At 75.0% G+C, this 17,464-nt stretch carries 11 protein-coding genes; 6 read left to right on the top strand and 5 right to left on the bottom strand.

Annotated elements, in window-relative coordinates; all coding sequences use genetic code 11:
• Positions 1-91: 91 nt before the first annotated feature.
• Entirely contained in the window at positions 92-1,150 is a 1,059-nt protein-coding gene (locus tag ACIQTO_RS37350; protein WP_402398006.1) for an IPT/TIG domain-containing protein, read from the bottom strand.
• Between the two features lie 144 nt (positions 1,151-1,294).
• Here ACIQTO_RS37350 and ACIQTO_RS37345 point away from each other — a divergent pair, with 144 nt between their 5' ends.
• The 4 genes from ACIQTO_RS37345 to ACIQTO_RS37330 all read left to right on the top strand — a co-directional run bounded on the left by ACIQTO_RS37345 (position 1,295) and on the right by ACIQTO_RS37330 (position 9,389).
• Positions 1,295-2,839 carry a hypothetical protein gene (locus ACIQTO_RS37345; RefSeq protein ID WP_402398004.1) on the top strand — a complete coding sequence of 515 codons (1,545 nt, stop codon included), beginning with the start codon at positions 1,295-1,297 and terminating at the stop codon, positions 2,837-2,839.
• A gap of 172 nt (positions 2,840-3,011) precedes the next feature.
• Positions 3,012-3,887 carry a hypothetical protein gene (locus ACIQTO_RS37340; RefSeq protein WP_402398002.1) on the top strand — a complete coding sequence of 292 codons (876 nt, stop codon included), beginning with the start codon at positions 3,012-3,014 and terminating at the stop codon, positions 3,885-3,887.
• A 107-nt stretch (positions 3,888-3,994) separates the two neighbouring features.
• A complete protein-coding gene (locus ACIQTO_RS37335) occupies positions 3,995-8,581 on the top strand; it encodes a hypothetical protein (protein WP_402398000.1) in 4,587 nt (1,528 codons plus the stop codon).
• 43 nt (positions 8,582-8,624) lie between these two features.
• Positions 8,625-9,389: a metallophosphoesterase gene (locus tag ACIQTO_RS37330; protein ID WP_402397998.1), complete on the top strand. Its 765-nt coding sequence runs from the start codon at positions 8,625-8,627 to the stop codon at positions 9,387-9,389.
• Here the strand turns inward: ACIQTO_RS37330 and ACIQTO_RS37325 are convergent.
• Both ACIQTO_RS37325 and ACIQTO_RS37320 read right to left on the bottom strand, forming a co-directional pair.
• Complete coding sequence (locus ACIQTO_RS37325) at positions 9,365-9,790, bottom strand: hypothetical protein (RefSeq protein WP_402397996.1); 426 nt, start codon at positions 9,788-9,790, stop codon at positions 9,365-9,367. The two genes, ACIQTO_RS37330 and ACIQTO_RS37325, sit on opposite strands and share 25 nt — an antisense overlap.
• Before the next feature lie 157 nt (positions 9,791-9,947).
• Positions 9,948-10,643: a FadR/GntR family transcriptional regulator gene (locus tag ACIQTO_RS37320; protein ID WP_402397994.1), complete on the bottom strand. Its 696-nt coding sequence runs from the start codon at positions 10,641-10,643 to the stop codon at positions 9,948-9,950.
• 143 nt (positions 10,644-10,786) lie between these two features.
• Between ACIQTO_RS37320 and ACIQTO_RS37315 the strand changes: the two genes are divergently transcribed.
• Entirely contained in the window at positions 10,787-11,341 is a 555-nt protein-coding gene (locus ACIQTO_RS37315; protein WP_402397992.1) for a gluconokinase, read from the top strand.
• Positions 11,338-12,729: a GntP family permease gene (locus tag ACIQTO_RS37310; RefSeq protein ID WP_402397990.1), complete on the top strand. Its 1,392-nt coding sequence runs from the start codon at positions 11,338-11,340 to the stop codon at positions 12,727-12,729. Before ACIQTO_RS37315 ends, ACIQTO_RS37310 begins: the two co-directional genes overlap by 4 nt.
• Before the next feature lie 81 nt (positions 12,730-12,810).
• Here ACIQTO_RS37310 and ACIQTO_RS37305 read toward each other — a convergent pair whose 3' ends face one another.
• Positions 12,811-13,263 carry a hypothetical protein gene (locus tag ACIQTO_RS37305; RefSeq protein WP_402397988.1) on the bottom strand — a complete coding sequence of 151 codons (453 nt, stop codon included), beginning with the start codon at positions 13,261-13,263 and terminating at the stop codon, positions 12,811-12,813.
• A complete protein-coding gene (locus tag ACIQTO_RS37300; protein WP_402397986.1) occupies positions 13,263-17,288 on the bottom strand; it encodes a DNRLRE domain-containing protein in 4,026 nt (1,341 codons plus the stop codon). Before ACIQTO_RS37300 ends, ACIQTO_RS37305 begins: the two co-directional genes overlap by 1 nt.
• Between the last annotated feature and the right edge of the window lie 176 nt (positions 17,289-17,464).

Here is a 17,464-nt window from a genome sequence, read left to right as displayed (position 1 = left end):
GCAACGCGCCAAGCACCACGACGTCGGCAAAACGGTCAAACGCGCCGAGTCGATCAAGGAACACCAGGCCCGCCGAGGTTAAACGTCAAGCTCAGGCGGTGTACGTGTACCGGTCGCCCGCGCCGGTCGCGCTGGTCCCGCCGGCGGTGGTCACCGTCACGTCGACCACGCCGGTGCCCGCCGGGGCGGTCGCCGAGCAGACCGTCGGGCCACAGGAGTGACGGGTGGCCGGCACCCCGCCGAAGAGCACGGTGCCGGAGGCCAGCCCGCTGCCCTGGACGTAGACCGTGGTGCCGCCGGCGGCCGGCCCGGAGGTGGTGGTCAGACCGGTGACCACCGGGGCGGCCGGCGCCGGGGGAGCCGCGCCGGTGTAGTCGAACGCGGCGGGCGCGGCCGCGGCGCCGCCCGGGGTGACCACGGTCACCGGTGTGCTGCCGCTGCCGCCGGGGGCGGTGACGGCGCAGCCGGTGCTGGTGCAACTGCCGGTGGCGACGGTGTCGCCGAACAGGACGAAGCCGTTGTCCAGGTTGGTGCCGGTCAGCGTGACGGCGGTGCCGCCCGCGCCGGGGCCGGTCACCGTGCCGATGCCGGTCACCACCGGGGCGGCCTGGGTGACCGGGGCCTGCGGGCCGCTGCCGAGCAGGTAGGTCGAGACGTTGTCGGACGGGTCGGCGTCGTTAAGGTTCGCGGCCGTGACCTTGATCGTCCCGCTCGGCCTGGTGCCGTGGGAGGCCACGTAGACCTTCATGAACTCGCTGCGCCCCGGAGCCCGGTTGCCGGTGAACCAGGCGTCCAGCCGGCGGCCGTCGGGCGAGACCGTCTCGGTGAAGGTGTAGTCGGGGAACGAGGTGATCGACGCGCCGTTGGTGGTCAGGCCGGGCGGCAGTTCGACGGTGAGGTGGGTGGTCCCGGTGAGGTCCGCGGTGCCCGTGGAGGTCCAGGTCACCGAGAAGTTGGTGCTGTCGACCGGGAAGATCGGGTAGTTGCCGGCTTGGGTCACGCTGACATTCGGGCCGGCGACCGCCGTGCGGGCGGTGGCCGCGGCGACGGGTGCGGCGGTGGCCGCGGCCTGGGCCGCGACGGTGCCGGCGGTGAGCGTGGCCACGGCCAGGGCGGCGGTCAGGCCGCCTCGTACCAGTCTGATGATCATATGAGGCATCATTGCGGTGCCGGCTTCGTCGCGCGGGTGGTTTCCCGAAAGCCGGTTCTCATGACCATGCTTCGAACGCCTCTGCGACCCGTCCGAAAGGTCCGTTTCGGTCGATGTCGGTGCCTACCTCTAATCTTGTCCACCGTGACCGCCATCGCTGACCCGTCCACCGAGTCCGGGCTCCGGCCGCCCGCCGGGCCCGCCGCCGCCGCGCGGCCCGCGCCCGGCCCCGCCGCCGACGAGGGCCTGGCCCGCCGGCTCAAGGCGCTGGCCTGCACGGCCCCGCTGCACGACCTGGACGGCCGCAAGGGCATGCTGGCCGGCGAGTACGGCGGCTACGCGATGGCCGAGGTCGGCCTCGCCGCGATCGACCTGGTCACCCTCAACATGGACTTCGACACCGGGGCCGACCGCGAGATAGTGCTCGCCCGGCTGCTGCCCCGGGTCGTCGCCCAGGCCGCCACCCGGCCGACCGCCGAGCACGAGCGGGTCGCCCGCTGGGTGCTGGAGTCGCTGATCAACGTCGGCAGCGTCGACCGCGGTTTCCGCGCCGTCTACGGCACCTTCGGCCAGGACGGCGCGTACGTCCGCCGCGACTACGACTTCAAGCTGATCGAGGAGGTGCCCGGCCCCGACGGCGGCGTCTACCTGCGCACCACCGACGAGGCGGTCAACGTCCTGGTCGGCGCGCTCGACACGGACGTCACCTCCGCGCAGATCGCCGCCGAGGTCAAGCTGGAGGTGCTGATCCGGCGCGGGAGGCTGGCCGACGCCCAGCTCGCCGCCGAGCAGGCCCGCTACCGCACCGTCCAGTACGCCGAGACGCTGCGCCGGGCCCTGGACGCCACCCGGCGCAACGTCCGCGCCGTCGACTGGATGCAGGCCATCCCCGATCTGATCGACGAGGCGCTCGACCACATCGCCGACCGCTACCGGCACGAGAACGCGATTCTCACCAACATCCGCAAGGCCCGCGACGAGGCGGAGGAGCCCGAGCACAAGCGCCGCGCCGCCGAGCTGGTCGACATCGTCAAGGACTGCATCCGCCGCCACACCCAGCTGCAGACCCGCCTGCTGGAGGCCGGCCCGCTGTTCCGTGCCGAGCAGGACCGCCAGGCCTTCGCCGCCCCCGGCGCCCGCAGCGGCATCGACCTCTACGGGCAGTTGCTCGCCCCCGTGCTCCGGCTGCCGGTCGAGCAGGCCGTCGGGCCCACCGGCGCGTTCTTCGCCCGGGGCACCGGTCTGCGCACGCCGGTCTCGGTCCGGGTCGCCGACCTGGTCGACCTGCTGCTCACGCCGCCGGTCGAGCGCGAGCACCTGGGCGCCGAGCTGCCCGACCCGGACCTCGTCGCCACCCCCGACGACAGCCGGTTCTCGGAGGACCAGCTGGAGGCCGCGCTGCTGCTGCTCGACCTGCCGCCGGACGCGCCGCGCCGGCTCTCCGGTCTGCTCGCCGAGGCCCGCGGGCAGGGCGGCCCGGACTTGGCGTACCTGGTCGCCCTGCTGGCCGTCCACGCCGCCAGCCCGCCGGTCGGCACCGCCTACCGCCAGGGCGAGGAGCGCCTGCTGTTCGCCGTGGACGACGGCACCGTGCTGCGGGACGAGCAGTTCGGCGGCGCCGACCTCATCGTCGGCAGCGCCCTGCTCGACGCCGCCGGGATGGCGGCCGACCGCAAGGACGCCAGTTGACGACCCGACAGCCGGTCCGACCCCGGCGCCGCCGCCCACCGACCGCCGGGCCCGCGTCGGCGCCCCGCCCCGCCGCCGCCGGCGCGGTCGGCCCACCCGCCACCCGTCCCGGCCCCACCCGCCGCACCGCCACCACCCGCACCAGTGGCGACACCCCCGAGGAGCACCGCCCGTGACGACCCACCACGACACGTCCTGGGCGCCCGAGACCGAGCCCGCCGCCCCGGCCGCGATCACCCCGGCCGATGTCGCCGACGCCGCCCGGCTGGTCTCCTTCGGCCTGCAGGCCAAGCTGCTCCCCGCCCGCGACGCGGAGTACGCGGACCTCGTCCGCCGCCACCGCGAGGACCCGCCCTTCGCCCGCCTCGCCGACGCCGTCGCCACCGGGATGGGCCTGGTCGTCCTGGAGGTCTCGCCGCGCGCCGGCATGGCCGTCGCCGCCGCCGAGGACTCCGTCTTCGCCGTCCGGATGGGCGACTACTCGCGCCGCGCCGCCTCCGAGTCGACCGACCGCTTCCTGCACGGCCTGGCCCACCTCGCCGTCGCCGCGATGGCCTTCCCCCGGCCCGAGGACCTCGCCGACGACGGTTACCTCGGCCGGATCACCGTCAACGGCGTCGACGCCTTCGTCCGCCAGGCCTGCCGCCGGCTGGAGGAGCAGGCCGAGGCCGACGGCGCCAACACCGACCCGCAGAGCGACGCCCCCGGCCTGGAGGCCGCCTGGCGGGTCTGGGCCCGGCGCACCGCCACCGGCGCCACCAAGGACGCCCGCCGGCTGTCCGGCTCCACCATCGGCATCGTCGCCAAGGCCGTGATGTTCCTGGTCGACTCCGGCTTCCTGCAGAAGACCTCGGACGACGCCGGCGGTACCTACCGCACCACCGCCCGCTACCAGCTCCAGGTCCGTGACCTGGCCGGCAGCGCCGCGATGGCCGAGCTGCTCGACCTCGGCATCGTCCCGGTCTCCGACGGCAGCGCGAGCCTGCTGCCCCCGGACACCGGCGACGAGCTGGTCGCCGACGCCGGCCTGCCGTTCCACTCGCTCTGACCCCGGGCCCCCACCCGGGGCGGTCGTCCACCCAGGACGGGCCACCCGCGCCACCGCAGTCCCGACCCATGCACTCCTGACCCACCCGCACTGGAGAACCGCCGCACATGTACGAGCTCAACCGGGTCCGCCTGTACTCGATCGGACCGGCCGGCGCCCGCTACGCCGACACGGTGCTCGACCTGCGCGGCGTGGGTGAGCCCGTCTCCGACCCGGCCCCCCAGCAGATCGGCCTGTTCGGTGAGGAGCCGGACGGCCCGATCCGCCGGCCCGCCCCCGCCGGCGTGCTCTTCCTGGAGAACGGCGGCGGCAAGTCCGTCCTGCTCAAGCTGATCTTCTCGGTGATGCTCCCCGGCCACCGCAACACCCTCGGCGGTGCCAGCTCCGGCGTGCTGCGCAAGTTCCTGCTGGCCGACGACTGCGGCCACGTCGCCCTGGAGTGGCAGCACACCGTCACCGGTGAGCCGATCGTGGTGGGCAAGGTCAGCGAGTGGCGCGGCCGCCAGGTCTCCTCCGACCCGCGCAAGTTCGCCGAGACCTGGTACTCCTTCCGCCCCGGGCCCGGTCTGACGCTGGACTCGCTGCCGGTCGCCGAACGGGTCAGCCTGGCCGGCGACCAGAAGGCCCGCGGCCGCCGCCGCACCATGAAGGGCTTCCGGGACGCCCTCACCGAGGCCGGCAAGGCGCACCCGCACCTCGACCTGGTCTTCGAGGACGGCCACGACCGCTGGACGGAGCACCTCGGGGAGCTCGGCCTCGACCCCGAACTCTTCCGCTACCAGCGCGAGATGAACGCCGACGAGGGCGAGGCCGCCGGCCTGTTCGCGGTCAAGCACGACAGCGACTTCACCGACCTGCTGCTGCGCGCCGTCACCGACACCCGGGACACCGACGGCCTGGCCGACCTCGTCCACGGCTTCGCCGCCAAGCTCGGCCGCCGCTCCGAGCTCGGCGCCGAGCGCGACTTCACCGCCGGCTCGCTGGAGCTGCTGGAGCGCATCGCCGAGGCCACCGTCGCCCGCGAGGGCGTCCGCGAGGCGCACCGCACCGCCGAGCGCCGCACCCGCCGCCTCGCCCACGCCCTGACCTCGCGCGCCGCCGCGGAACGCGACCGCGCCCAGGACCTCGCGATCGAGGTCGCCGCCGCCGCGAGCGCCGTCACCGCCGCCGAGGCCGACCGCACCCGGCACACCCTGATCACCGCCGAGCTGACCCACCGGCACGCCACCCTCGGGCTGGCCGCGGCCACCACCGAGGCCGGCGCACTGCGCCGCGAACTCATCGAGGCCCGCACCCTGCACGCCGCCTGGCAGGCCGCCGAGACCGTGCTGCGCCAGCGCGCCGCCGCCGACCGGGTGTCCCGGGTCGCCGCCGCGATCCGCGAGGCCGAACTCGACGCCGCCCCCGCGCTCGCCGCCCGCGCCCGGGCCGCCGCCGCGCTGGCCCGCGCCCTGGAGAGCGCGGCCGCGGCCGCCGAGGACCGCGCCGACACCGAGGAGCAGCGCGCCGGCGAGCTCCAGACGGACGGCGCCAAGGCCCAGTCCGACGCCACCGAGGCAGCCACCGCCGCGCAGAAGGCCCGCAGCGAGTCCGACCACCTGCGCCAGCGCCTCGCCGAGGTCGAGCAGGAGACCGCCGCCGCGGTCGAGGCCGGCTGGATCGACCCCGGCAGTGCCGAGCCCGACCCGGCCCGCGCCGCCCTGTACGCCGCCGATGTGGAGAAGACCGCCGCCGCCGCCCTCGCGCAGGCCCGGGCGGTCGCCGAGGGCGCCGCCGCCCGGCTGCGCGAGGCCGCCGCCGCCACCGGCCGTGCCGAGCTCGCCGAGGCCCGCGCCACCGACGCCCGCAAGGCCGCCGCCCAGGCGCTCGCCACCGAGCGGCGCACCGCCGCCCTGCTCGCCACCGAGCCGCGGCTGGCCGACCTGCTCTCCCTCACCCCCGCCTCCACCGAGTGGAGCGAGGACGGGTCGGACGCCGACGAGGCGGCCGGCTTCCTCACCCCGGCCGTCCTGGACCGCTCCGCCGAGGCGCTGCGCGAGCTGCTCGACGAGGCCATCGCCTCCGCCGAGCGCACCCTGTTCGATCTGCGCACCGCGGCCGCCGACGACTCCCGGATCCTGGCCGCGCTCGGCGACGGCGGCCTGCTGCCGCCCGGCCCGGACGTGCTCGCCACCGTCGAGTACCTCGCCGAGCACGGCATCCCCGCCCTGCCCGGCTGGCGCTACCTCGCCCAGTCGGTCGACCCGGCGGACCACGAGGCGATCCTCGCCGCCCGGCCCGAACTGGTCGACGGCGTGGTGATCACCGACCCCCACTCGCTCGACCGGGCCCGCGAGACGCTGCGGGCCGCCGCGCTGCTGCCGCGCTCCACCGTCGCCGTCGGCGCGGCCGCCGCGCTGATCGCGCCGATCACCGACGAGCCCGCGTTCTTCCTCGTCCCGCCGAACCCGGCCATGCACGACGAGACGGCCGCCGACGGCGAGCGCTGCGAGCTGCGCTCCCGCGCCACCGCCCGCGAGGAGCACATCCGCGAGCTGGCCGCCCGCCTCGGCGGCGACCGCGCCCTCGCCGCCCGCCTCGCCTCCTGGCACGCGAGCTGCCCGCCGGGCACCCTCGCCGAGCTGGCCGCCGCCGCCGAGGCCGCCCGCGAGCACGCCGAGCAGGCCGCCGCCGCGCTCGCCACCCTGCGCGCCGACCACGACGAGGCCGAGACCGACCACGCCGCCGCGGCCTACGCGCACGAGGAACAGCGCGAGGCCGCCCAGCAGGCCCGGCGCCGCGCCGACGCCCTCGCGGGCCTGGCCTTCCGGCTGCGCGAGCGCGCCGGCTGGACGCGGAGCCTGCGCGAACTCGCCGAGGACGCGACCGAGTGCGACCGCCGCCAGGCCCAGTGCGCCGAGCGTGCCCGTACCTGCGACGAGGACCGCCGCGCCGCCCAGCGCGCCGCCGACGACGCCCGCCGCACCGCCCGCACCCTGCGCGCCGAGCGCGCCGAGATCCCCGCCGCCGAGCAGGCCGACGAGCCCGGGGGCGCCGCCCCCGCCGCGCTGCCCGCCCTGCGCGAGGCCTACCGCGCGGCCTCCCAGCTCTACGAGAAGGTCGGCGTCGGCGCCGACCTGCGCGCCGAGCAGGCCCGCGCCGAGGGTGACGAGGCCGCCGCCGCGACCGAGCTGGACCGTCTCACCAACAAGGTCCGCACCCGCGCCGAGGAGCTGCTGGGCAGCCCCGACGGCGCCGACGGCCCGGCCCGCCAGGCCGCCGCCGCCCGTGCGGAGGAGCTGGTCGCCACCATCGAGGCCCGCTCCGCCGCCGCCAGTGAGCAGCTCGGCCGGCTGCGCGGCGAGGCCGAGCGCTCGGCGCCCGCCGACGGCGAGGTCCACACCGAGCTGCCGGAGGACCTCGTCCCGGCCGACCCCGAGCACGCCCAGGCCCTGCTGCGCACCGCCACCACCCGGCTGGCCGAGCGCCGCGAGAGCGTCGACACCGCCCGCACCGCCCACACGGACCTGCAGCGCACCTTCGACGCCGCGCAGGCCGCCGCCGCCGACTTCGACGAGCACGCCGGGCAGCTGCGCGACGGCCTGCGCGAGCACCAGGACGAGGACGGCCGCCAGGTCGAGCCCTACCTCGGCCCGCTCGCCGACGCCCGCACCGCCGCCACCGACGCCCGTCGCGCCCTGCGCACCGCCACCGGCGAGCTGTCCTCCGCCGAACTCGCCGTCCGCGACGCCTCCGACGCCCTCGTCCGGCACGCCAACGCGGCCCGCTACGAGGCCGTCCGCACCCCGGCCCGCCAGCAGATCCGCGAACTGCCCGCCGCCGCCCTGCCCGACCACGCCGCCGCCTGGGCCACCGCCTTCGCCCCCCGGCTGCGGGTACTCACCGACGAGCTCGCCCAGCTGGAGCGCAACCGCGGCTCGATCGTCGACCGGCTGCGCGGTCTGGTCGAGTCCTCGCTCACCACCCTGCGCGCCGCCCAGCGGCTCTCCCGGCTGCCCGAAGGTCTGGGGGAGTGGTCCGGCCAGGAGTTCCTCCGGATCCGCTTCGAGGACCCGGACCACGCCACCCTGGTCGAGCGCCTGGGCGAGGTGATCGACGAAGCGACCCGCGCCGCCGTCAAGAAGAACAGCGACCTGCGCCGCGACGGCATGTCCCTGCTGCTGCGCGGTGTCGCCGCCGCGATCGGCCCGCGCGGCGTGAGCGTGGAGATCCTCAAGCCGGACGCGGTACTGCGGGCCGAGCGGGTCGGTGTCGGCCAGATGTCCGACGTCTTCTCCGGCGGGCAGCTGCTCACCGCGGCCATCGCGCTGTACTGCACGATGGCCGCGCTGCGCGCCAACGACCGGGGCCAGTCCCAGCTGCGGCACGCCGGCACGCTCTTCCTGGACAACCCGATCGGCCGTGCCAACGCCACCTACCTGCTGGAGCTGCAGCGGGCGGTCGCCGATGCGCTCGGCGTCCAGCTGATCTACACCACCGGCCTGTTCGACACCACCGCGCTGGCCGAGTTCCCGCTGGTCATCCGGCTGCGCAACGACGCCGACCTGCGGGCGGGGCTCAAGTACATCTCGGTGGAGGAGCACCTGCGCCCCGGCCTGCCCGCCCCGCAGGACCCGGACGGTCCGGCCGTCCACGGCGAGATCACCGCGACCCGGATGTTCAAGCGCCCCGCGGAGGCCCCCGCCCCGGCCTGACGTGGCTGTCCCCGGCGCCCCCGGCCCCTCTACCGTGAGGGCCATGCTGACGATCGCTCACTTCAGTGACATCCACATCGGACAGGAACGGCGCGGGGACGGCGGCGCCCGGGCGTACCGGCGGGCCGAGCGGGTGATGGCGTACCTCGACGCCCTGCCCGGCCCGCTGGACGCCGTCCTGGTCACCGGTGACCTCGCCGACCACGGGCTGCCGGGGGAGTACCGGCGGGTGGCCCAGGTGTTGGCCTCCCGCCACCCGGTGCTCAGCTGTCCCGGCAACCACGACGTCCGCGCGGCCTACCGGGAGGTCCTGCTCGCCGAGGCGCCCGCCGAGGGTCCGGTCAACCGCCTGCACCCGCTGCCCGGTGCCGACCTGCTGATGCTCGACTCCTCGGTCCCCGGCCGGGCCGACGGCCTGCTCGACGAGGAGACCCTGGCCTGGCTGGACGGCACACTCGCCGCGGGCCGCCCGGAGCGGCCGGCGCTGGTGGCCTTCCACCACCCCCCGGTGGTCCTCCACCTGCCGACCGTCGACCCGATCCGCCAGTTCGGCGAGCAGCGCCTCGCCGAGGTGCTGGGCCGCCACCGCCGGGTGGCCGCCCTGCTCTGCGGGCACGCCCACACCGGTGCGGCCACCACCTTCGCCGGGCTGCCGGTGCTGGTCGCGCCCGGTGTGGTGTCCACCGTCACGCTGCCCTGCGAGGGCGGTCCCGGTATCACCTTCGACCAGCCGCCGATGCTCGCCCTCCACGTCCTGGACGACGACGGCCGGCTCACCACCCACTACCGGGCGGTCGTCCCGGCCTGACCCCGGTGGGGCGCCGCCGGCCGCGGCCCGGCCTGCGGGTACGCGGTGGGTGCGCGCGGCTGCGGCGGGGCCGTCCCGTTCGGCGGCCCGGCCGGGCGCGGCCCCGGCCGGGCCCCGGCGGGTGCCCGGCTGCCGGCCATCGGCGAGGCGGAGTTCGGCCCGCGCATCCGCTGGGCGGCGACCTGGCGCGAGATCAGGATCTCCAGCAGGCACCACACGGTGCCGAACACGCCGAGCCCCATCGCCATCAGCGCCGGTGTCATCAGCCAGCTGTCCGCGTACGAGCCCAGTGCCGCGACCACCAGGCCGACCAGGGTGAAGGACAGGCAGAGCACGGCCCGGACGGCGGCGGCGCGCACCTCGTCGGGCAGGCGACGGCGGCGACGGCGTGCGGATGGCATCGGGCGACCCCCAGGCGCGCTCACGACGGCGGGACGGGCGCGCCGGAACGCGCCCCTGTGCACCACTCTGCCCCGCCGAACCCGGACCATGCACAGGAATCAGCCGAACTGCCGTCAAATCGTGTGATCTGCACCGGAAACCGCGGCTCGGGGGGCCTCACCCCAACTGCTGGTTGAGCTCCTCCAGCGCGCCCTCGGCGATCGTGCGCATCGCCCGCTCGGCGTGGGCCGCGTCCCCCGCGCAGATCGCCTCCGCGACCTCGCGGTGCAACCGGATCGCGTACGGCTCGGGCTGATGAGGCATCAGATGGTACTCCGTGCGGCCGGTGAGCACCGCACCGACGGTGTCCCCGAGGTGCGCGAACATCTCGTTGCCGGAGGCCTTCAGGACGGTCGCGTGGAAGGCGATGTCGTGCCGGAGGAAGGTGTCCAGGTCGGCGGCCCGCGCCGTCATCGTCAACTCCCCGGCGAGGGAGAGAAGTTCACGGCGCTCGTCGTCGCTGGCGTGCCGGGCGGCGAGCGCGGCCGCGGCCGGCTCCACCGCGACCCGCAGCGAGCCGAGCGAGCGCAGCTGCGCGGGGCGGTCGGCACCGGCCAGCCGCCAGCGGATCACCAGCGGGTCGAAGACGTCCCAGTCGGACTTCGGCTGGACGGTGATGCCGACCCGGCGCCGGGAGGCGACCAGCCGCATCCCCTCCAGGATCCGCACGGCCTCCCGGACCACCGTCCGCGACACCCCGTACCGCTGCTCCAGCTCCTCGGCGCGCAGGACCGCCCCCTCGGGGACCTCACCGGAGGCGATGGCCGGTCCGAGGTCGGCGAGCAGTCGGCCGGGCAGCCCCTGGATCTCCATCCGTCCAGCCTAGAGGGCCCGGGCGACCCGCTCTCCGGTCGGCCCCCACGAATCGCAAAAGTATGACGATTTGGTTTCCGGCACTTGAATACGTCATATCTTTGGAGCGATAGTGGCGGCCTGGCAACGAAGGAGCACCACCCATGGCTCTCAGCGTCGAGAACCACGACACCCCCGCGTCGCCCCTCACCCTCGTGGTGATGGGCGTCTCCGGTGTCGGCAAGACCACCGTGGCCCGCCTCTTGGCCGACCGCCTCGGCCTCCCCTACGCCGAGGCGGACGACTTCCACCCGCCCGCCAACATCGCCAAGATGTCGGCCGGCACCCCGCTGGACGACGCGGACCGCGCGCCCTGGCTGCGCGCCCTCGGCGCCTGGCTGGGGGAGCGGGCCCAGGCCGGCACCGGCGGCGTGGTCACCTGCTCGGCGCTGAAGCGGCACTACCGCGACACCCTGCGCGCGGCCTGTCCGGGCGCCTTCTTCCTGCACCTCAGTGGGCGGCACGAGCTGATCGGGGACCGGCTCGCCCACCGCACCGACCACTTCATGCCGCCGTCGCTGCTCGACTCGCAGTACGCCGCCCTGGAACCCCTCGGGGCGGACGAGCGCGGCGCCGTCCTGGACGTCGGACCGACCCCCGAAGAACTCGTCGAGATGGCCGTGGCACTGCTGCGGCCCGTCAATGGAGACCTCGCGTGACTCCCACCCTGCTCGCGGCGGCCGCCCCACCGGCCCTGCCGCACACCGACAGCGACGCCCAGCTGCTGCTCGCGGTGCTGCTCAGCATCGGCGCCATCGTGGTGCTGATCACCCGGCTCAAGCTGCACCCGTTCCTCGCCCTCACCCTCGGGTCGGGCCTGCTGGCCGCCGTCGCGGGCGCGCCCTTCGACAAGCTGCTGGGCAGCTTCGCCACCGGCTTCGGCGCGACCGTCGCGGGCGTCGGCCTGCTGATCGGGCTGGGCGCGATGCTCGGCAAGCTGCTCGCCGACTCCGGCGGGGCGAACATCATCGCCGACACCGTGCTCTCCCGCTCCGGGCCCAAGGCCCTGCCCTGGGCGATGGCGCTGATCGCGGCCGTGCTCGGCCTGCCGCTGTTCTTCGAGGTCGGGGTCGTCCTGCTGATCCCGATCGTGCTGCTGGTGGCCCGCCGCGGCAACGTTCCGCTGATGCGGATCGGCATCCCCGCGCTGGCCGGGCTCTCCGTGCTGCACGGCCTCGTCCCGCCGCACCCGGGCCCGCTGGTGGCCGTCGACGCGCTGCACGCGGACCTCGGCATCACCCTGGCACTCGGTCTGCTGATCGCCGTGCCGACGCTGATCGTGGCCGGTCCGCTGTTCGCCCGGGTCGCCGAGCGCTGGGTCGGCCCGCTGGAGGTCCCGCGGGCCACCGCGCCCGTGGAGACGGAGAAGCCCGAGCACACCCCGAGCTTCGGCGCCGTCCTCGCCACCATCCTGCTGCCGGTCGTCCTGATGCTCGGCAAGGCGCTGGCCGACGTCGTCATCGACGACCCGAAGGCGATGCCGCAGCGGGTGTTCGACTTCATCGGCTCGCCGCTGATCGCCCTGCTCGCCGCGACCCTGCTCGGCATGCTGACGCTCGGCCGGGCGGCCGGCTTCTCCAAGGACCGGATCTCCGACACCGTCGGGAAGTCGCTCGGTCCGATCGCGGGCATCGTCTTCATCGTCGGCGCGGGCGGCGGCTTCAAGCAGACCCTGATCGACGTCGGCGTGGGCAACGCCGTCAGCGAGTGGTCCGCCAAGTGGCACATCTCGGCGCTGCTGCTCGGCTGGCTGATCGCCGTCCTGATCCGGCTGGCCACCGGGTCCGCCACGGTCGCCACCATCACCGCCGCCGGTATCGTCGCGCCGCTCGCCGCCGACATGTCGTCCACCCACGCGGCCCTGCTGGTGCTGGCCATCGGCGCCGGTTCGCTGTTCTTCTCGCACGTCAACGACGCCGGCTTCTGGCTGGTGAAGGAGTACTTCGGGATGAGCGTCGGCCAGACCCTCAAGTCCTGGTCGGTGATGGAGACCGTGATCTCGGTCGTCGCCATCGCGCTGATCATGCCGCTCAGCCTCATCGTCTAGGCCCGGACCGGACCTGACGGCACCGGAAACGCCGGACGGGCGGGCGCTCCTCCAGGAGCGCCCGCCCGTCCGCGTACGGCGTCAGTCCAGCAGGACCCGCCAGCCGTCCTCGCCGCCCGGACCGTCCGGGCGGAGCGTCAGCTCCTTCACCTGCCCGGTGTCCTGGAAGGCGAGCCGGACGCTCTGCCGCTCGGCCGGGTCGTCACCGAAGTCGGCGGTGACCCGGCCCGCCGCGCCCTGACCGTACGCGCGGACCCAGGCGGCGGCCGCCGCCCGGCGCCCGGCGGCCGAGCCCTCCGCGGCGCCCAGCTCCGCCAACTGCTCGTCCGAGCCGTCGGCGAGCCGCCAGACCACCCGCTGGACCAGGCCCAGCGTCCCGGGGACGGGGTAGCCCGTCACCTGGAGGTGCGGACGGGCCGCGTAGTCGGCCGCGAACCGCAGCTCCGCGTCGTCGGCACCGCTCGAACACCCCGCCAGCAGGGCGGCCGAGAGCACGGCCGCCAGCGCGGCCGGTACCGGCCGCCCCACGGACATCAGCTGGTCCCGAGCGGGCGGACGACGACGAACCACTCGATCGGGTCGCCCTTCTGCCGGTAGTACGACAGCACCTCGTTCAGGGTGGTGACACCCTGCCGGCCGTGCTGGCGGAGCTCCATCCGGGCGCCCCAGCTGACCACCACGGCGGCGTGGTTGATCCGCGACTCGTTGCGCCACTTGAAGAACACGACGTCGCCGGGGCGGGCGTCGGAGGTCCAGCGGAGCCAGGTCGAGTACCGGTGGTTCAGCAGGTGCCGGTGCAGGTTGGCCGCGCCGGCCCAGGTGTAGCTGCGGTTGATGTGCCAGCCGAACATCCAGTAGTCGTTCTGCCACCAGGCGCTGTCCAGCATCTTGAAGCCGTACCGGGTGCGCATGCCGCCACCGTAGTACAGCGCCTTGGACACGAAGTTGGTGCAGTCCTGCGGGAAGTCCCACTTGATGCCGACGTTGCGGCGGGCCCAGTCGGCGGTGCCGTTGTAGTTGTAGCCCGCCTGCACGGCGCCCGCGGCGGGCTGCGCCTGCTGCACGGGGAAGCCGTTGGCGTCCAGCGGGACGGCCTTCTGGGCGTCCGCCGGGTCCGGCTGCGCGGCGTCCGCGACCTCGACCTGGGCCTGCGCGGCCGCGGAGGAGGACAGCTTCTGCTGGGCGGCCAGGTCGTCGGCCTCGGAGGCCAGCAGCACCGTGGCGCCGAGGGTGAACTCGAACCGCTTCGGACCGGCGCCCTCGCTCGGCGAGTCCACGCCGTTGGACCGGATCATCACCGAGTCCTTGACGGTGGCCCGCACCACGACCTTGCCGGCCGACTGCTGGTCCACCACGACGTCGGTCAGCGTGACCGCCGCCGCCGTGTAGAGCTGGCCCTGGGTGGCCAGTGCCTCGCGGTTGGCGACCAGCGAGGCCTCCTGGGTGGCCAGCAGGTCGACGAAGACGGTGCCGTGCGCGGCCTCCGCCGCGGCCTCCGGGGCGGTGAAGCCCGACTTCATCTTGACCTTGTTCCGGGCCTCCAGGTACTCCTGCACGAAGCCGCGGTACTGGTCCGGGCCCCCCGCGGTCGGGGTGCCCTGGACCACGGCCGAGGCGGCCGGGGCCGCGCTGCCGAAGCTGTTCCGGGCGGTCACCACCGCACGGTGCGCACGGGTGTTGTCGAGGCCGGTGAACGCGGCCCGGACGTCGCCGGTGGCGATCTCCTGGACCAGCACGCCGGCCGAGGTCTCGACCCGGACGGTGTAGCCCACCTCGCCCACCGACCCGCGGTCGGTCGGGGCGTTCCAGGTGACGACCAGTCCGGCGTCACCGCTGGTCGCGGTGACCAGCTCGGCCGCGCCGGGCGCGGTCGGCGCCAGGTACTCCAGGGTCAGCTTCGGCCGCTGCGCCGGGTCGGCCGCGGTGGCCGAGTGGTACCGCGTGGCGCCGGTCCAGCCGGCCGGCGGCCGCAGGGCCAGACCGTAGGCCTCGCCCTTCTCGATCCAGGAGCCGGCCAGCGCGGCCAGGTCGGTCTCGGACGGCTTCGCCGCGGAGGCGTAGCTCTCCAGGCCGACGGCCGCGGTCAGCGCCGGGCCGCCCGCGCCGGGGGTCCAGGCCGAGCCGAGCTGGAAGATGTCGACCGGGGTCTCGTCACAGCCGGGCGTACCGGCGGCGCAGTCCGAGCGGGTCAGCGCGAGCTTTCCGCCGACCACCCGGGAGCCGGCCGGGACGGCCGCCAGGTCGGGCTTGAGCCAACTGGTCCAGCTGCTGCCGTCGGCGACGGTGCCGACCCGCAGCTCGGCGGGGTCGGCCGCCGGGCAGGCACCGGTGTCGCAGCCGCCGCCGGCGGTGGCCGCCGAGGCGTCGGCGAGGGTGGCGCCGGTGAACACCGCGGTGGCCGGCGTGGGCGGGGCCGGCGGAGCCTGGACGCGGACGGCCAGCGGCTGGTCGGCGGACCAGGCGGAACAGCCGACGGCGGCGCAGGCCCGGGCGGCCCAGGTGTAGTCGCGGCCGTCGGCCAGCGCGCCGTCCGGCACCTGGACCGAGGCCCGGCTGCCGCTCTCGGCCCAGGCCGGGGCGAGGGCGGTCGGCAGCGGCTGCCCGGCGGTGTCCTTGACCACGAACTCGGTGCGGACCCGGCCCTGGTTGGGGTTGGTGACCAGCGCGGAGAGCACCGGGGTCAGGGTCTGCTGGGCGCCGGTCTGCAGCGCGGTCGGCACGTCCGGGAGCGGGCTGACGCTGAAGGTGGACCAGGCGGACCAGCTCAGGTTGTAGTGCAGCCCGTCGTAGGGCGAGCTGCGGAACCGGTAGGTGTGCCCGTACTCCAGCAGGCCGGCCGGCACGGTCACCTCGGCGGGGGTCCCGCTGGCCACGTAGCCGGAGACGTTGACGCTGCCGACCTGGGCGCCGGAGATGGCGTCGACCAGCTGGAAGGTGCCGGTCACCCTGTCGCCGTCGGGGTCGACGAAGGTGTCCCGGAGCACCGGGGTGGTGGTGTCGACCCGCCAGGTGCCGGTGCCGTCCTGGAGGAACGGCGGACCGGCCTGCTGCTTGGTGCCGGTGCGCGGACGGTAGTTGTAGGTGACCGTCAGCTTCGGGACGTTGCTCGCGGCGTTGGCGGAGTTGACCTCCTTCCAGTACTTGGTGGACACCTCGTCGGGGGCGCGCAGGCCCATGCCGGAGGTGGTGTTCTTGGCCGAGGCCCAGGACTGGACGAGGCCGGTGACGTCGGCGTTGATCCAGCCGTCGCCGCCGCAGGCGTCGCGGCCCCTGGTCTCGGTGGAGGTGGCCTTCTTGGTCTTCCAGGCCGGCTGGGCGGTCCACCGCGAGGCGGTGGAGGCCAGGCCGGTGTCCCAGACCTCCCAGGTGTACGGCTGGCAGTCGCTGTTGCCGGAGTGGAAGTCGTACAGCGACAGCTGGGCGCCGGAGACCAGCGCGTCGGCGATGCCGGCGGTGTTCCAGTTGATGAACGCGCGGGCCTCGCGGGAGCTGCCGTCGGCGTTCTTGGTACCGGAGTTGCCCCAGTAGATCTCGGTGTCGGACGACCAGTCGACCGTCTCGCCCTTCTGCACCCGGGTGTCGAAGGCGTTGCCGAGACCGGCGGTGGCCGGGTCGACGGTCACCGGGTAGACGGTGGCCGGGTCGGCGAGGAACGCGGCGTCCGGGGTGAAGACCAGGTCGACGGTGTCGCCGTGCTGGACCACCTGCAGGTCGACCCGGGCCTGCCGCGGGTGCTCGCTGGAGCCGGGCGCGGTGGTGGCGTCCCAGGCGACCGGCGCGGGCAGGACGGCGCGCTTCTGGCCGTTCTTCCGGTCGGTGAACAGGATGCTGCCGTCCGGCTGGGCCTCGGCCTTGATGCCCTTGGCCCGCAGCGGCATGGTGTACGAGTAGCCGCCGGCCGCCGGGCGCTGCCGGAGCGTCACGAACTGCTCGAAGCCGGTCCGGGTGGCCTCGACGACCAGGTCGCCGGCGCCGTCGCCGATCGCGTCCCGGTAGGTGGCCCTGGCACCGTCCAGCTCGGGCCCGGGCAGGCCGCCGCGCCACTGCAGGGCCAGCTCGTCCTCGCCGGATCCGAGCGAGACCAGGGTGCGGACCGGCTCCGCGCCGGCCGGCGAGGCCTGGAGCTGCGACTCCTGGAGCGACCGGGGGCGCTTGCCGCCGGCCCCGGCCAGCTTCATGGCGTTGGGGTGCGCGACGGGGGCGACCGAGCCGTCGGCGGCGGCCTTGAGGGTGAGGTCGACGTCGGCCCACCTGCCGTCGCGCAGGAAGCGCACCGGGCCGGCCGACAGCTCGGTGGTGAGGGTGCCGTCGGGGTTGGCCCAGGTGGTGGAGGTCTCGCTGCGCTCGGAGACCGCCTCGACCCGCTTGCCGGTGGTACGGGCGGCGACCCGGGCGGTGGGGACGCTGCCGGTCGGGTCGGTGGGGGCGACCACGGGCGGCTTGCCGGGGGAGGGCTTGGCGTGCGGCTTGGCCGCGAAGGCGACCGGTGACCCGGCTGCCAGCGCCAGCACCAGCGCGAGGGCCAGCGGACCTGTCAGGGCCCGACTTGATACGTGCATTGCTGCTCCTTGACCCACTGTTGAACCACAGTGATGGCTGGAGCATAGGGAAGGTCACATGGCAAGATGATCATGATAAATGAGACATAAACCCCCAATACCTAAAGATTTCCTTAAGAACTTGATCCGACTGTGACGCCCTGTATGCGCACGATCGCGGTACCGCCGTCCGGACG

The organism is Kitasatospora sp. NPDC091207, from assembly GCF_044768625.1.
Classification (GTDB): domain Bacteria; phylum Actinomycetota; class Actinomycetes; order Streptomycetales; family Streptomycetaceae; genus Kitasatospora.
The sequence above is the reverse complement of the archived record's forward strand: the minus strand, read 5'-3'. Positions and strand labels throughout refer to the sequence as shown.

Excerpts from the sequence above, each read along its gene's own strand:
- ACIQTO_RS37315 (WP_402397992.1), top strand. The coding sequence starts at position 10,787 with ATGGCTCTCAGCGTCGAGAACCACGACACCCCCGCGTCGCCCCTCACC.
- ACIQTO_RS37300 (WP_402397986.1), bottom strand. The coding sequence starts at position 17,288 with ATGCACGTATCAAGTCGGGCCCTGACAGGTCCGCTGGCCCTCGCGCTG.
- ACIQTO_RS37335 (WP_402398000.1), top strand. The coding sequence starts at position 3,995 with ATGTACGAGCTCAACCGGGTCCGCCTGTACTCGATCGGACCGGCCGGC.
- ACIQTO_RS37320 (WP_402397994.1), bottom strand. The coding sequence starts at position 10,643 with ATGGAGATCCAGGGGCTGCCCGGCCGACTGCTCGCCGACCTCGGACCG.
- ACIQTO_RS37325 (WP_402397996.1), bottom strand. The coding sequence starts at position 9,790 with ATGCCATCCGCACGCCGTCGCCGCCGTCGCCTGCCCGACGAGGTGCGC.
- ACIQTO_RS37305 (WP_402397988.1), bottom strand. The coding sequence starts at position 13,263 with ATGTCCGTGGGGCGGCCGGTACCGGCCGCGCTGGCGGCCGTGCTCTCG.
- ACIQTO_RS37330 (WP_402397998.1), top strand. The coding sequence starts at position 8,625 with ATGCTGACGATCGCTCACTTCAGTGACATCCACATCGGACAGGAACGG.
- ACIQTO_RS37350 (WP_402398006.1), bottom strand. The coding sequence starts at position 1,150 with ATGATCATCAGACTGGTACGAGGCGGCCTGACCGCCGCCCTGGCCGTG.